The sequence below is a fragment of the Sphingomicrobium sp. genome (assembly GCA_036563485.1).
In the GTDB taxonomy this organism is placed as follows: Bacteria; Pseudomonadota; Alphaproteobacteria; order Sphingomonadales; family Sphingomonadaceae; genus Sphingomicrobium.
The window spans coordinates 737,583-752,662 of sequence record DATCMI010000001.1 but is presented as its reverse complement, the minus strand read 5'-3'; the positions used below and the strand labels follow the sequence as shown (position 1 = coordinate 752,662).

General features: G+C 64.9%; 11 protein-coding genes. 7 read left to right on the top strand and 4 right to left on the bottom strand.

The window, feature by feature from the left end:
* The first annotated feature begins 386 nt into the window (after positions 1 to 386).
* Genes VIL42_03965 through VIL42_03935 form a run of 7 tightly spaced genes read left to right on the top strand, consistent with a single transcriptional unit; the run spans position 387 to position 11,232 of the window.
* A complete protein-coding gene (locus VIL42_03965; GenBank protein ID HEY8592005.1) occupies positions 387 to 3,806 on the top strand; it encodes a hypothetical protein in 3,420 nt (1,139 codons plus the stop codon).
* The gene (locus tag VIL42_03960; protein HEY8592004.1) at positions 3,803 to 5,281 is read left to right on the top strand and encodes a hypothetical protein; all 1,479 of its coding nucleotides are present in this window, start codon (positions 3,803 to 3,805) and stop codon (positions 5,279 to 5,281) included. Before VIL42_03965 ends, VIL42_03960 begins: the two co-directional genes overlap by 4 nt.
* A gap of 8 nt (positions 5,282 to 5,289) precedes the next feature.
* Positions 5,290 to 7,524 (top strand): hypothetical protein, encoded by a 2,235-nt coding sequence (locus tag VIL42_03955; protein HEY8592003.1) that lies wholly within the window; start codon positions 5,290 to 5,292, stop codon positions 7,522 to 7,524.
* A complete protein-coding gene (gene kdsA / locus VIL42_03950) occupies positions 7,521 to 8,366 on the top strand; it encodes a 3-deoxy-8-phosphooctulonate synthase (protein ID HEY8592002.1) in 846 nt (281 codons plus the stop codon). The genes VIL42_03955 and kdsA overlap by 4 nt, the downstream gene beginning before the upstream one ends.
* A 59-nt stretch (positions 8,367 to 8,425) precedes the next feature.
* Complete coding sequence (locus VIL42_03945; GenBank protein ID HEY8592001.1) at positions 8,426 to 9,181, top strand: hypothetical protein; 756 nt, start codon at positions 8,426 to 8,428, stop codon at positions 9,179 to 9,181.
* A complete protein-coding gene (locus VIL42_03940; protein HEY8592000.1) occupies positions 9,178 to 10,251 on the top strand; it encodes a GSCFA domain-containing protein in 1,074 nt (357 codons plus the stop codon). Before VIL42_03945 ends, VIL42_03940 begins: the two co-directional genes overlap by 4 nt.
* A 60-nt stretch (positions 10,252 to 10,311) precedes the next feature.
* Entirely contained in the window at positions 10,312 to 11,232 is a 921-nt protein-coding gene (locus VIL42_03935; GenBank protein ID HEY8591999.1) for an FkbM family methyltransferase, read from the top strand.
* Positions 11,233 to 11,235: 3 nt separating this feature from the next.
* On the opposite strand, the gene VIL42_03930 is transcribed toward VIL42_03935, so the two are convergent.
* Genes VIL42_03930 through VIL42_03915 form a run of 4 tightly spaced genes read right to left on the bottom strand, consistent with a single transcriptional unit; the run spans position 11,236 to position 14,900 of the window.
* Complete coding sequence (locus VIL42_03930) at positions 11,236 to 12,171, bottom strand: hypothetical protein (GenBank protein ID HEY8591998.1); 936 nt, start codon at positions 12,169 to 12,171, stop codon at positions 11,236 to 11,238.
* Between the two features lie 14 nt (positions 12,172 to 12,185).
* Positions 12,186 to 12,923, bottom strand: coding sequence for an ABC transporter ATP-binding protein (locus VIL42_03925; GenBank protein ID HEY8591997.1), 738 nt, complete (start codon positions 12,921 to 12,923; stop codon positions 12,186 to 12,188).
* On the bottom strand, positions 12,920 to 13,738 hold the full coding sequence (locus VIL42_03920; protein ID HEY8591996.1) for an ABC transporter permease: 819 nt from the start codon (positions 13,736 to 13,738) through the stop codon (positions 12,920 to 12,922). The genes VIL42_03925 and VIL42_03920 overlap by 4 nt, the downstream gene beginning before the upstream one ends.
* Positions 13,728 to 14,900, bottom strand: coding sequence for a hypothetical protein (locus VIL42_03915; GenBank protein ID HEY8591995.1), 1,173 nt, complete (start codon positions 14,898 to 14,900; stop codon positions 13,728 to 13,730). Before VIL42_03915 ends, VIL42_03920 begins: the two co-directional genes overlap by 11 nt.
* Positions 14,901 to 15,080: the final 180 nt, after the last annotated feature.

Genomic DNA, 15,080 nt, shown 5'->3' with positions numbered 1-15,080 from the left:
GCATGGCAAGCTAAGGGGACCGGTTGTCTGTCGTGGTTCGAGCCGTCTATAGGCACTCGACTTCTCCCGCGCCAAATAGAAATGACGAAATCCTCCAATTGATTAGCGCTTATGCCTTCAAACGACTCATCGTCGTTATGGGGATGCACAGGTCTGGCACTTCCGCTCTAACAGGCGCTCTGGGCCTGTTGGGCTTAACCATGCCTGAAACGCTGATCCCTGCTGCTGAAGGGAATGAGCGAGGATTCTGGGAATCTGAGCTCATAAAAAACGAAAACGACCGAGTGTTCGATCAGCTTCAAACTAGCTGGCGAAGCCTCAGGCCCATTTCGCCTGATTCTCTACTGCAGCTTGCCTCAGAACGGGAATCGCAGCTCCGTTCGATAATGACAACCGAGTTTCCGCGCGGCAGCACGCCGGTGGTCAAGGATCCCCGCATTTGCCGTTTGATGGGACTTTGGAAGCCGGTCTTTGACAAGCTCGCGCCGAAGAGCGTCTGTCCCTTCATCATTCGTGACCCGCTCGAGGTTGCCGATTCGCTCGTGGCACGGGACTCAATGGAACGAGACCAAGGGCTGCTGCTTTGGGCGCGCTATTATCTCGACGCCGAATATCAAACTCGCGGCCTCCCAAGGGCGTTCATCGCTTACGACGAGCTGCTACGCGACCCGCGACGTGTGCTCGGCAGTCTTCAGGCCCTGCTCGACCTGCAACTCGAGGAAGGGCAAGCCGCCGATCTTAGCCAGTTCGTCACTGCAGACCTCCGGCACAATCGGCGCTCTGAGGGGGAAAGCTTGCGCGCGCTCGAGCGCATGCCTTTGCTTGCGGATGCGCACAGGGTCTTGGGGCGGTGGGCACGTGGCGATCAGCAGGCGGCCGACGAGCAAATCCTCGACCAGGCGCGCGCGGAACTGGACCGCTCCGGTGCAATCCTTGACGACGTGCTGGAGCGCGCCCGCATGGAGGCGAAGCGGCGCCTAATCCTGAAGTCTGCATCCGACGCTACCTCAGCTGACCTCGACCGTGCGAGGCGTGCGCTCGAAGACGTCAGCGGCGTCAAGCTTGCGCTTAAGAACGTGTCCGAAGAGGTTCGCCAGCGGCTCGCGAAGCTGATCCAAGAACGGGACGAAGCTCGAGTGACCCTTGCCGGTATCCGCCAGGAACGGGACGCGGCTAGCATCCGCATCGGCGAACTCAAGGTCGCTCGGGACGACGCACGAAGCCGCGCCGCAGAGCTCAAGGAAGCCCGCGATGAAGCGCGGGCGCGTGTCGGAGAACTGAAGCAGGCTCGGGACGAAGCGCAGCAGGCTCGTGACGACGCCAGGCTCTCAGCCAAGGAAGCGCGATCCGAGCGCGACAAGGCGCGCCAGCGCATTGGAGAAATGAAGGACGCCGTCGCGGCGGCCGTTGCGGCGCACCGCGCCGAGCGGCGGGCGCGGGAAGTTCGCGACGAACAGATCCGCGCGCAGACGGCGGAAAAATCGGCGCTGAAGCAACAGCTGAAGACCGTCACCGGTAAATATCGGTCGACGCAGCAGATCCTCGCGCGTGAACGCGAACAGCTGAAGCAGCTGAAGCGCCGGATCGCCCAGCTCGACCACGAACTGGAGGGCTATCGCCAATCGCTGCTGTGGCGTGCCTATGTGCGCCTTGCGCGCGCCGGCCGGCAGGCGCGGGGCGCGCTGCTGGCCCCGTTCGGTGGTTCCAAACGGCGACGCCGCAGCCGCGCCCTTCAGCTCCTCCGCAGCTCCTCTTACTTCGACGCGGCCTGGTACCTCGACCGTTATCCGGACGTCGCCGCGGGCGAGGTGGACCCAGCGACGCACTATCTGGAGTCCGGCTGGCGAGAGGGACGCGACCCCGGCCCCACTTTTTCAACCAGCGCGTATCTGAAGAGCAATGCCGACGTCGCCGCGCTCGGCATCAACCCACTCCTTCACTACATCGAATATGGCCGGTCAGAAGGGCGCGGAGAGCCGCAGAAGGCCAAGCTGAAGGCCATTCCCCAGGCCAAGTTCGCGCCTTTCAGCGACCCTGCCCCCGTCCATGCCGGCAGCACGGGCGAGCCGGCGGGCGAGTGGGTTCGCGCCAGCGCTTTGACCTTGGCCGGAAACGCCGACGTGTCGGTCAACGGCTTTGCACTGGCGAAGACGACTTGCGCCGCGGATCGCGGCGGCATCGCGGCCGCTCTCGACGCCTTCGAGCAATTCTCGTCAGGCCAATCGTGCGACGCCGCAGCAATATTTGCCCCGTCGCCGCCGACGTCGATGATCGACGGCTGGCACGCCGGCGAAGGCATGTTGAGGACGCGCTGGCAGCCGGGCTCCGCCGGGGGGTTGGTCGTGCGGGCCGTCCAGGCGAGCCCGGAGGGGCTTCGGCTGATTGGCGAAGGCCTCGCGGCGACCGCCACCGACATCGTCGAGATCAGGCCGCATAACGCGCTGTTCCCGATCTTCTTCGTGTTCGCCCGTCCGGACGGCGATCTCGCCGGCTGGGACATGCTTCCCTTCCCATCCTTGCTGCGCGGCGGCGCCCACGAGCTCGAAGCCGTGCTTGCGGCTCAGCGGAGTGGAGACAGCGTCGCCACACTCGGCAGGAGGTGCGCCGAAGCCTTGCTGGGCCAAGCGGAACAGGGCCCGTTGGTCGGCACCGTGCAAGTCGATCTTGCCGACGCGAACGGCACCGAGCAGCTATTCCGCGCCGACATTCAGCAATGGCTCGTCGAGGTGATCGGCGTGGCCATCGAGCCGATTGCCGGTGAACGGCCGGCGACGTCGCAATGGCTCGCCGCCGCGGCGCGCCTGAGCGCCTCCCGCAAGCGCGCCGACGGTGGCGCCACCTTGGGGCTGCGCGCCGACATGCTGCCTTCGATTGCGAGCCTGACGGCTGCCGGCCAGGGCAGCGACGGGCCCGGCGCGGCGCTTCCGTTCGTTGCAACCACCGCGTCTCTGAACGGCGGCATCTGGTTCGGCGTCCCGGGCGACATGATGGACGCCGCCGTAGCGGCATTCCCATCGATCGATCGCGCCGTGCCCGACGACGCAAGGATCGACGTCGCTGCAGTTCGCCAGTCGAACCTCCACCAGTTGAACGACGCCCAACTGCTGGCGCCGGTCAGCCCGCCGCTGCTGCGTCCTTCAGGCAGCGACCAGGCCATCAGTTGGATTGTCGCGCCCGAAGCGTGGGACGAACAGTGCCTGCTTGAGTCCCTTGAGGCGCTTGCCCTCCAACAGGGGGGACCCGCGAGCCTGGTGCTGGTCGGCTCCAGTCCGCCGGAAGTCGACCGGCTCGCCGGGCGCTTGTTCCCCGAACGCGTGACCCGCTGCGTCGCAGCGGAGGACGCCGCCCAGGCCATCACGACGCCGCTCGCAGGCTATATGGGCCCCAACGTGCTGCTGCACGACAGCTGCACCGCGGCGTTGATGGCCGGCTTGCTCGACAGCGGGGCTTCGAGCGCGTCCGTCCCGCTGCTGCGGATCGGCAAGCCGGGCAATCCGGACGCAGTGGCCCTTGCTGATGCCGGCCACGTTCCGGCGCGCAGCGGGCCGGCGACAGGGTCTCTGCCGCTGGAGCTTCTGTGGCGCGCCCATTGGCCTGTCGCCGCCCCTCCCCGCGACCTGTGGCTGGCGCCGACGGATATCATCAAGGCGTGGAGCAGCGGCGAGCCCGCCCTTCCTCCCTCGACCCACATCTGCTCGGCCGTGGTCACGGCCAGCTACAATGGCGACCGCCGGGACTCACCGCCGCTGATCGCCCCGCCCGTCGCTGACGAGAACGCCATGCAGCACGAGGTCGTGGTTGCATGAAGGTCATCGTAGTCGTTCCTTCGGCCGAGTATAAGAACAACGCCGGCGCCCGCATCCGCTACGCGCGCGTCGCCGAATGCCTTGGGTCGCACGGCGTTACGCTCGCGCTGGAAAGCATCTCCTTTTTCGACGCCCGCGATGCCGACTGCGACGTAGCGATCATCAGCAAGTGCCATGACGCGCGATCGCTGGTCGCGGCTCATGTCCTCGCCAGCCGGGGGATTGCCGTCGGAGTCGACCTGTTCGACGACTATTTCAGCCAGGCCGACGACAGCCGGCTGGTCCGCTATCGCCTGTGGCTAAAGCAGCTGCTGGCAATCGTGGACCTCGCGATGTGCTCGACGCCCGCCCTTGCCGAGGTCGTGCGCAGCTATCGCGGCGATCTGCCCGTCCATTTGCTGAGCGATCCGGCGCCGCCGTTTTCGGCCGAGCGCGTGGCCGAGCGCCTGGACCAGAAGCTTTCCGAGGCCCGCGCGACCGGACGTGCGCGCGTCCTGTGGTTCGGCGTCGGCGACAATCCCAATTTCCCGGTCGGCCTGTCCGATGTCGCGGCATTCGCCCGTCCGTTGGCCGAGCTGCGGTCGGTGCTGGGCGCGATCGAGCTGACGATCCTCACAAACGAACGGTCGCTGACGGCGGACGGGTTGGCGCGCATCCGCCAGCTCCCTGTAGCGGCCACCGTCGAGCTGTGGACCGAGGAGAAGGAGCAAGCCCTGCTCGACGCGGCACTGCTCAGCTTCCTGCCGGTCAACGCCCAGTCGTTCAGCACCGCGAAGTCCCTGAACCGGGCCATCACGGCGCTGAGCGCCGGTACGCAGGTGCTTTCGGCCGGCTACCCACTTTATGCGGCCCTAGACCGGTTCCTCTACCGCGATGCTGCCGTCTTCGCTTCCGACTTCCGGCAGAAGAGCCTGCGGCTATCGCGGACTTCGCTTCCCGAGCTGGTCGGCAAGCTGGAAGAGATCGCGTCCCCCGGGAAAGAGGCCGAGGCGCTGGCCGCCTTCCTTCAGTCGCGAAACGGCGCTGGCGAGGCGCGCGAGGGATCGGTCCCGGCCTATCTCGTCCATGGGCGAGCGACCAATTCGGCCGCGCACGACCTTGTCCAGGCGACCGGCGGTCTGTCCTTTTCGACGCCATTCACCACGGCGTCGCTCGACTTCGATGCTTCGTTCCGCGTGGGAGGCGGCGGCGAGCTGATCCTCATCGTCTCCGACAAGGCGCTGTCCCGCGTGCGCGATGACCGCAAGGCGGCGGCCGTCCGCTTCGGCAGCCTGGGCGGGCGGAACTTCTGGCACGTGCCCGAAGCAGCCGGCGAGGCGCAGGGCCACGAATGGGCTAACCCCTCGCTTCCCTTCCAGCTGGCCTTGTACCCTGCGACGATGGCCCGCATTGCGGAGCGGATTGCCGACGTCTTCCAACCGGGCCAGGTGATCGTCTCCGAAACCTCCCTGCTGCCGTTCGCAGCCGGTTGCTGAGCGCCAAGATGCTGGATCGACCCTCGGCCGTCTTCCTGATCAACCTGGTGCAGGACGTGAACGTCCTGCGGCCGCTGATCGTCATGGCCAGCCGTGATTTTGGTCTTGCCACACGCCTGCTGGTGTCGTCGAAATTCGCACAGCGTGACCTGTTCGGCATCTGGGCGGCGGAGCTGGATACGCTGAAGGCTGAGCTCAAGGATCTCAGCATCGACACGTTCGAAAGCCCGTGGGACGCGGCCCGCCATCTCACCGGCCGCGGCCTGATCTTCGCCGGGAGCGAGTCGAGCCTGCCCGGGCATAAAGAGACCCACGAGGTGCTGCGGATTGCGCCGGCGAGCTTCACCACCGTGACGCTCCAGCACGGCTTCGAATGCGTCGGCTTCCGTCACAGCCCCGCGCACGACCGGGCCCACGGCGAGCGCGTGTCCTTCGCGGCGGACATCGTCTGCGGCTGGCAGGATGGGGAGCTGCTGTCGTCGATCCCCGCATCGCAGCGGCCGAAGCTGTTCGTTACCGGACCGACCGCACTGCTGCAGGGCTTCGAGGGACCAGTCGCGCGCGACGCGCCGGCGCCGGGCATCATCTGCGAAAACCTCCATTCGGTCCGCCTCAATGTCGAGGGCGGCACGAAGATGGAGTTCGTGGCTGCTTTCTCCGAGTTCTGCCGCCTCGTCGGCAAGGACAGCAAGGTCGTGCTCCGCCCCCACCCGGGCGGTCAATATTCGCTGAAGAACGCGATCCAGCTCCCGGCCAACGTCGAGATCGACAATGCGCCGATGTACCGGCTGGACCTCAGGCGCTTCGCGTTCGGCATCTCGGCGCCATCGTCGGTCGTGCTCGACATGGTGCTTGCCGGCATTCCGACGGCAGTGTGGCACGACAAGGCCGGGAGCGTGGACACCGGCAATTATGCCGGCCTGACGAGCGTTTCGACTCCGGCGCAATGGGCGGAGTTCGCCCGAGCCGCAACCGCCGAACCGGCACCATTCCTGGAACGGCAGGCCGCCTTCCTCGAAGCCCAGCGCATGCCGCTCGACCCAGCGGAGATTTACGAGCGCTATGCGGCCCTGTTCCGCTCCGCGGTCCCGACGCCCTCTGTGGGCCGCGGCGCCTTCCCGGTTGCGAAGCAGCGGGTGCTGTTCGTCGCGAATGCGCATCTCCCGACATTGCAGGTGTGCCTGGAGCAGCCGCTCGCGTCGGCGATCCATTCCGGCGAAGTTGCGGCCGAGATCCTGACCGAGACCGAGCTGCTCGCGCGGCGCGCGGAGCTTGGGTCGGACGATGCTTTCCTTGGCTGGCTCGACCGCAGCCTGGTCGATTTCGCGCCCGACGCGATGATGTTCAGCCGCTACAGCGGGCCGCATGCGCGGCACCTGCTCGACTGGGCGAAACGGCGCGCCATTCCGACCGTCTACCAGATCGATGACGATCTCCTCGCCGTGCCCAAGAGCCTGGGCGAGCGGAAATATGCCTATCACAATGCGCCGGAGCGGCTCGACGCAGTGCGCACGTTGCTGACCGGCGTCGACCTCGTCTACGCATCCACCGAGCGCCTCCAGGAGCGGCTGCTCGGCTATTACCCCGATCTTCCGATCGTCGCCGGCGCGATCAATTGCTCGGGCCGGGTGATCAGCCGCCCGCAGCAGCGCCCCGCACGCATCCTCGGCTACATGGCGAGCGCCGACCACCTGCCGAACCTGGAGATGATCCTTCCGGCGGTGATCGCGACGCTGGACCGATATCCCCAGCTGCGTTTCGAGCTGTTCGGCTCGATCCCGGTGCCCCCGGAGCTCGAGCGGTTCGGCGACCGGGTGGTGAAGATCCCGCCGATCGCCGAGTACGACAATTTCCTCGAGCGCTTCGCCGAGCGCAAATGGGACATCGGCCTGTGCCCGCTCACCCCGACCGACTTCAATCTCACCAAATTGATCAACAAGTGGGTCGAATACACATCCATCGGCGCCGCCGTGGTCGCCAGCCGGGGCATGATCTACGACGAATGTTGCGCCGACGGGTCCGGAATGCTTGCCGACGGTACCGGTGAATGGCTAGCGGCGCTCGAGCAGCTCGTCGCCGACGACGCGGCTCGCATTGGCCAGGTGCAGCGTGCACAGGCCAAGCTCGAGACCCGCTACGGTATCGAGCAGCACAGGCGTCAGATCATGGCAATCCTGGATGATGCACTGGGGCGGGCCATGGCCGGCCGCAGTGCTGAGCAGGGATTGCAGGAGAGTTCATGACCATCACTACCGTCAGCATTTCCGACGGCATCCAGTTCGAAAATGATGCGCCCTTCGTCCTCATCGGCGGGATGAACGTGCTGGAGGACGAGGAGATAGCGCTGCGGGTCGCGGATCGGTTCGTGACCGTCACGGGCGCGCTCGGCATCCCCTATGTGTTCAAGGCTTCGTTCGACAAGGCGAACCGGTCGTCGATCGGCTCCTTCCGCGGACCAGGGCTCGACGAGGGGCTGAAGATCCTCGACCGTGTGAAGCGCGAATTCTCCGTGCCCGTCCTGACCGACGTTCACGAGCCCGCCCAAGCCGCTCCCGCCGCCCAGGTCGCAGACATCCTGCAATTGCCGGCCTTCCTCGCGCGGCAGACCGACCTGGTAGTCGCGATCGCCGAAACCGGCAGTGCGATCAACATCAAGAAGCCGCAGTTCGTGGCGCCGCACGAGGTGCAGCATATCATCACCAAATGCCGGGAAGCCGGCAACGAACGCGTCCTGCTGTGCGAGCGCGGATCGTCATTCGGCTACAACAATCTCGTGGTCGATATGCTCGGCATGGACCTGATGAAAACTTATGCGCCGGTCGTCTTCGACGCGACCCATGCGCTGCAGGTCCCCGGCGGCCGCGCCGACAGCGCCGGCGGGCGGCGCCAGCAGGCGGCCGCTCTGGCCCGCTCGGGAATGGCCCTCGGCATCGCCGGCCTGTTCCTCGAAGCGCACCCGGATCCGGCGGCCGCGAAGTGCGACGGACCCTGCGCGCTGCCGCTGGATGCTCTCCAACCCTATCTGGAACAGGTCCAAGCGATCGACCGTTTGGTCAAAAGCTTCTCGCCACTGGTGATTCAATGATATTGGGAAGAGCGGTCCGCCGCGCCCTGGCGGCCGGACAGAACCTTCTGGGAGCGGATTTGGCCGGCCCTCGCGTACTGATCTTCGGCGACAGCCACGTGCATGCCATCCAGGAGGCCGCGCGTCATCGCGCCGCCAAGGGCCGCGAAACGGCGAGCGACATCCGCCGCCTGCTCAAGGTCAAGAACGACAAGACCATCGGCGACACCGAGTTCGAGGACTTCCTCGCTCAGGTCGGCGAACTGACGAGCCACGACGTGGTCGTCTCGCTAATCGGCGGCAACCAGCATGCGGTGTTCAGCACAATCCAGCACCCGGTCCCGTTCGACTTCTTTCTGCCGGGCGAGGACAGCGCCCCGAGCGCCGGAACGATCATCCCGTTCAGGGTGCTCAAGGAGGCTTTTTCGGTCGGTATCCGCAACGGCGACGGCCGCTCGCTCGAGGCGATCCGCAAGTCGACGAACGCGCGGATGGTCCACCTGCTCGCCCCGCCGCCGAAAGGCGACAACAGTTTCATCGAGAACTATCACGACACCCGGTTCGCCGCCGCCAACATCGAAGCGCGCGGAGTCTCCCCTGCGCCGCTTAGGATGAAGTTCTGGCAGCTGCAGAATTTGGTGGTCGAGGAAATCTGCCGCGAACTCGGCATCGAAGTGTTGCCGCCGCCACGCAGCACGCTGGACGAGAACGGCTTCCTGCTTCGGGAATATTACGCGAACGACGCGACGCACGCGAATGCCGGCTATGGTGAAGCCGTCCTGCGCGACATCGAAGAGCGCTTCCATCCGGCCGCGGCGGAAGGGAGCTCGGCGTGAGCCAGCACCCGTACAAGAAGCTGCCTTCGAAGGCGTTCTGGCGCCGTGCCGTCGCCGCTCCCGCCGTGGGCGATGTCGATCCCGTCGGCGCGTTCGACCTGCGCATCGAACCGCAGACCAAGGTCGCGACGGCGGGAAGCTGTTTCGCCCAGCACATCGCCCGCCACCTGCGCAGCTCCGGCTACGACTATTACGTCGCCGAGCAGGGCCACCCTCTGCTCCCGCAGAAGATTCGAGACGCCAACAATTACGGCCTCTTCTCGGCCCGATACGGCAACATCTACACGACGCGGCAGCTGCGCCAGCTGTTCGACCGCGCGTATGGCAGGCTGAAGCCGGAGGAAGACGCCTGGATTGAAGGCGAGAACCTCGTCCTCGATCCTTTCCGACCGACCACCCAGCCCGGCGGTTACGTCAGCGAAGCGGAGATGCGCGCCGACCGCGACCAGCATCTCGCCGCCGTCCGGCAAATGTTCGAAGCGCTGGACGTGTTCGTCTTCACGCTGGGCCTCACCGAATGCTGGCGCGCCAAGTCGGACGGCGCCGTATTCCCGCTCTGCCCCGGCGTCGAAGGCGGGACTTTCGATCCGCAGCGGCACGAATTCTATAACCAGCCGGTCGAAGACGTGATCGAGGACCTGGAGACGTTCCGCGCCGGGCTGCTGAGCGTCAATCAGTCGGCGCAGATCATGCTAACGGTGTCGCCGGTTCCGCTGATGGCAACGGCCGACCCCGGCGCGCACGTGCTTGCGGCGACGACCTATTCCAAGTCGGTGCTCCGCGTGGCTGCGGAAACGCTGCGCCGGCGCCATCCCGACGTCCACTATTTCCCGTCTTATGAGATCATCACGGGCGCTTACAATCGCGGTGCCTATTTCGCCTCCGACCTGCGCAACGTGCTCGAGGACGGCGTGTCCCACGTGATGCGCCTGTTCATGGCTCATGCTACCGGCGGCGCGTCAGCCGCGGTGAAGGACAGCGAAGATTCCATGTTCGAATCTGCGCATCTGACCGCCGCGCAGCAGCTTATCGAGGTCGAGTGCGATGAGGTCGCGCTCGACCGCCAGTGATCCCGGGCGCAAACGGGCAAGCCGAAGCGCTCAAAACCCATAGAACGACAAGAGGACGCGTTGGACTATTCATTGAAGAACGTCACCACGAAGTGGCTGAATCAGGATTATGCCGAGGTCCCGTACCGCGGCCTGCCGCTTCGCTTCGCGACCACGGGCAATTCAAGCGTCAAGCGCGTCAAATCGCTCTTCACAAAGGACCCGATCATGCTCGCCTGGATCGATTCCTTCGGTCAGGGCCAGACCATGTTCGATATCGGCGCCAACGTCGGCATGTACACCGTCTATGCGTCGGTTATGCGCCGCGCGCAGGTTTATGCGTTCGAGCCCGAGGCGCTGAATTATGCCGAGCTCAACAAGAACATCTTCCTCAACGATAAGCACGGGCAGGTGCTCGGCTATTGCATCGCGCTCAGCGACGTCGACAAGATCGACCGCCTGCTGCTGAGCGATTTCGGCCTCGGCATCTCCTATCACGACTTCGAGGAGAATAGCTGGACGGACGACAAGGAATTCGCCCCCGACTGGCACGTCAGCAAGGAGAACCGCCGTCCGCAGGGCTGCGTCGGCTACCGCGTCGACACGCTGATCGACCAGGGCCTCCCCGTTCCCGACCACATCAAGATCGACGTCGACGGCCTCGAGCACCGAGTCATCGGCGGCATGATGAAAACGCTCCAGCAGCCCGGCCTGAAGACCGTCATGGCCGAGATCAACTTCGATACCCCGGAGAACCTTAAGGCCGTCGATCGCATCTGCGAGCTCGGCTGGCGCTATTCGTGGGACCAGCTGCGCATCAACCGCAAGGTCAAGTTCACGGTCGAGGAGATCGAGCGTTACCAGCGCAAGGGCGTCGGCGGGCTCAACTACGTCTTCTACAAGGACGAGCGCTACGACGAATATTTCGCGCGCATGCTCGAAAGCTATACGCCGGGCGAAATCATCGATTCCGAAGGCCTGCTCGCACAGACCTTCCGCTAGGGATCAGGCGGCTGCGGGCGCGGCTTCGGGCGCGTCCGCGGCGGCCCCTTCGGCCATCTCGCGGTGGACGTCTTCGACGATCGCGTTGAAGCGGTTCTGCGGGTCCGCCATCGACTTCGAGCGCATGAACCACATGTAGACCATGGCGGCCTCGCCATAATAAATCTGGTGGGAGATCAGCCGGCTTTCGCCGAGCCAGACCTCGCCGGGCTCCCAAGCGATGCGGTGGCGGGGCTGGTTGTCCATCCAGATCTTGTGGCCGCCGCCGAGCACGTCGCCGTTCAGATAATCGAGCAGTTCGTTCGGGTCGCGGCCCGCGAACCGGCCGAGGTCATGCTCGCGGTACAGGCGGCGCATCATCTCCGGCACGCGGTGGCTGACGTGCCAAATGCGGGGACGGACATCGAGGTTCGCGAAAACCCGCGCCTGGTGGAAATCATCGTCAATCGAATGATTGTCCCAGTGCAAGTTTTCGAACAGCGTCCGGGTTAGCCGTACGCTCGGCACCAGCCTGAACGGTTCGTAGGACGGGAATGCGGCGCCGAAGATGCGAAGCGCTTCGTCATGGCTATGCTGGAGGGCCTTGGCGGCGGCGTCGAACAGCTCGCGGTCGCCGCGGCAGATAACGTCGAACACCGCCTGCCGCACGTCATTGGCGAACAGCAGCCGCCCCTTTCGCTCGACCGGCGGCTCGCCTTCGAAAAAGAACGGCGATTCGAGCTTCTTCAGCGTCTTCTTCAGCTGCCGGTCCTCGATACCCTCGGTGGACTTGCGGAGGCGGGTCAGCACCTCGAAATCGACGTCGAGCCGGTAGTCCTTGAGGATGACGATATTGCCAGTCTCGACCAGGTCGGCGACGCCGCCCCTCGCCTCGATTTCCGCGAGCGAGAACTGGACGAAGTAGTCCGCCACCTGCGGATGCCGTTCGATGTGAGCCATAGCCTGAAGTCCGCTCAGTTCGCCGCGCGCTGGCGCGTCGGGTCCAATACCATGTCGCCTTCCATTGCCGCGACTAGCTGCTCCTTGTTCGCGAAGCCTTCGCCGATGCTTTCCTTGTACAGGAAATAGACCTCCTCGAAGTCGGCATGCTCCTCGATGCTGCCCTCACGGAACAGCAGGAAGCGGTCACAATTGCCTTTCAGGTAGCGGTGGCTGTGCGACACGATCAGCATCGCCTTGTCGCGCCGCTTCTCGAACAGTTCGACCCGGCAGCGTTCGCGGAAGCGCGCATCGCCGACGGCCATGACTTCGTCGATCAGGTAGCAATCGAAGTCGATGGTCATCGAGATCGCGAATGCCAGTCGGGCGCGCATACCCGACGAATAAGAAGCAACCGGTTCGTTGAGGTAGAGGCCGAGCTCTGAGAATTCCTCTACGAACTTGAAGCGCGGCTCGAAATCGACGCCGTAGATGCGGCAGATGAAGCGCACGTTGTCGGCGCCGGTCAGGGCGCCGTGGAAGCCACCGCTGAACGCCAGCGGCCAGGACACCGACATGCGCCGCTCGATCAATCCCGAAGTCGGCGGCTCGGCGCCGCTGATCAGTCGGATGAGGGTTGACTTGCCGGCGCCATTGCGGCCGAGAATGCCTACCCGCTCGCCCGGGTTGATGGTCAGATTTATGCGGTCGAGAACGCGGCGCATGCCGCCGCGCGTCGGGTAGTCCTTACAAACGTCGGTGAGCCTGATCATTCGCTGCTACTGCTGTCGAAGCCGACCTGCCGCGCAAGGCTGAGGCCGGCGAAGAAAAGGAGAAGGTTGAAGATGAGCACGTAGCCCAGGTCGTAATGGGCGTGGAAAAAGGAGCCGAACCAGCCGTCGCGCAAATATTCGAGCGCGTTGAGCATCGGCAGCCACAAGACGATCTTCTGCATGCCCGGGGGCAGCGCATCGACGATGAATGCGACGCCCGACAGCGGGAACAGCAGATAGGAGAAAGGCGGCCATAGCTTGCCTAGAACGTCGAACCGCTCGGAAAGGCTGCCGATCAGCAATGCGAGACCTGCGCCGAACCAGGCGAGGAGCATCCAACCGCCGAGCACGCGCACCGCATTTTCGGGCGACGGCATCCATCCGATCATCACCAGGCTGAGGCAAATGACGACGAAGCTGGTGGTCGAGGCCATGAATTCCAGCACGATGCGCGAGAAGTAGATGTCGACGATCGTCACTTGCCGGTGGTGGAGAAGCGGCTTGTTGGAATTGAGCGCGCCGATGCAGCGGCTCGGCATGTTCCGCCACAGCATGACCGACGAATAGCCGGTCACAGCGAAGGCAACGATCGGGATCTGCGAACCGTGGATGGTGCGCGTCGCGGCCCAGAACGCCGTCACCACCAGGGTGAACAGCATCGGCTCCAGGAACAGCCACAGGAAGCCCAGATTGTTGCGGCCGTAACGGGTCAGCATCTCCCGGAGGATCAGCGCGCCGATGACTCGGCGGTTGATCGTCCAGGAGCTGTGATGGACTAACGCGCCCGTCGGGTGCGAACGGTTGTTACTGGGCATGCTCTTTCACGCCGGCCAGCAGCATGCGGAGGATCCCGTAAGCCACGAGTGAGAGGACCAGCGTCGCGAAGATGCCGCGCAGGCGCCGCGGCTCCATCGGTGCGTCCGGCAGGTTCGGCTGCACGATCCGCTCGACATAGGCCTGCTTGCGGCGCGCTTCGTTGCGCGCGTCTTCAAGCGAAGCGAGCGAGGCGCCGAGCTGCTTGGCGGCAAATTCGTTCTCAAGCGTCAGGCGCTGGAACTGCACCGCGCTGCCGGCCAGCGAGCGGCGGTTGCCGGTCACCTTGCCCATTTCGCCGTCGATCTGGCGGTCGATCGCGGCAATCTGAGTGCGTACGACCGGGATGCGCGGGTTTTCCGGCGCATACCGCTGAAGCTGCGCAAGCTCGGTGCGGGCGGCGATCAGCTGGTTCTGCAGATTGGAGATCATCTGCATCTGCACCGCGGCCTGCTTTTCCGGATCGACCACGCCCGACTGGTTGCGGAAGGCGGCGAGGGAAACGGCGGCGCGCTGCGCCTGCCCCTTCGCAATATCCACCTCGGCCTGGGCGAGACGGACCAGATCCTCCCTGCCGCGCAGGTTGAGGCGATTGACCGTGACTTCCGAAAGCTCGAGCAGCTGCTCGTTGAACTTGCGCGCGTCCTGCGGCGTGTAGGAGCGGACTGTCAGCGTCGTGATACCGGTGTTGGTATCGTTCTGCAGCGCGACGCGGTGCTGGAAATAGCGGAACAGGTCTTCGAACGATCCCGCGAACCCGAGCGGGTTGAACTTGTCCACGACCGAGATGTCGGGGCGCGTATAGGCCTTCTTGAACGCGTCGTTCTGGTTGATGGCGCGGAGCGCATCGCGCGAAACCGCATAGGATTGCGCGGCCGCGACTTCGTCGGTGGCATTGGCGAAGCCGGCGGTCTGCAGGATGGCCCCGAGGCCCGTCGTCGACTGCTTTTCGGGCGCACGGACGACGAACTTCGATTCCGAAATATAGACGTCCGACGCCAGAAAGCCGAAGTACAGGATCGCGGTCGCGACCGGCAGGACCACGGTCACCAGGAACAGGACGTCCGCGCGCCGAAGCGCGTTCAGCCGAAGCCGGCGAGGGCGGCGCTCCTGCTCAGTGTCCGCCCCGTCGGGGGTGCCTCCCTTGATCGGCAACAGTTCCATGCGATGCTCTTGTAAACCTCTGGAATTAACGCGGTCGCGGGTGGGACTACACCAATGAACGCCCATTGAACACATCGGGCGTTAAGGTGCGCACTGGCAAAGGCGTCCAAAGCCGCGGCTGCCGCAAGCCGTTTAGCCGTTGAAGCCGCGCATACAAGCTGCCTATACGCCTACCCAAAG

Bases quoted from the DNA above. Each gene is read 5' to 3' on its own strand.
- VIL42_03965 (HEY8592005.1), top strand. From the start codon at position 387: ATGACAACCGAGTTTCCGCGCGGCAGCACGCCGGTGGTCAAGGATCCC.
- VIL42_03960 (HEY8592004.1), top strand. From the start codon at position 3,803: ATGAAGGTCATCGTAGTCGTTCCTTCGGCCGAGTATAAGAACAACGCC.
- VIL42_03955 (HEY8592003.1), top strand. From the start codon at position 5,290: ATGCTGGATCGACCCTCGGCCGTCTTCCTGATCAACCTGGTGCAGGAC.
- kdsA (HEY8592002.1), top strand. From the start codon at position 7,521: ATGACCATCACTACCGTCAGCATTTCCGACGGCATCCAGTTCGAAAAT.
- VIL42_03930 (HEY8591998.1), bottom strand. From the start codon at position 12,171: ATGGCTCACATCGAACGGCATCCGCAGGTGGCGGACTACTTCGTCCAG.
- VIL42_03925 (HEY8591997.1), bottom strand. From the start codon at position 12,923: ATGATCAGGCTCACCGACGTTTGTAAGGACTACCCGACGCGCGGCGGC.
- VIL42_03920 (HEY8591996.1), bottom strand. From the start codon at position 13,738: ATGCCCAGTAACAACCGTTCGCACCCGACGGGCGCGTTAGTCCATCAC.
- VIL42_03915 (HEY8591995.1), bottom strand. From the start codon at position 14,900: ATGGAACTGTTGCCGATCAAGGGAGGCACCCCCGACGGGGCGGACACT.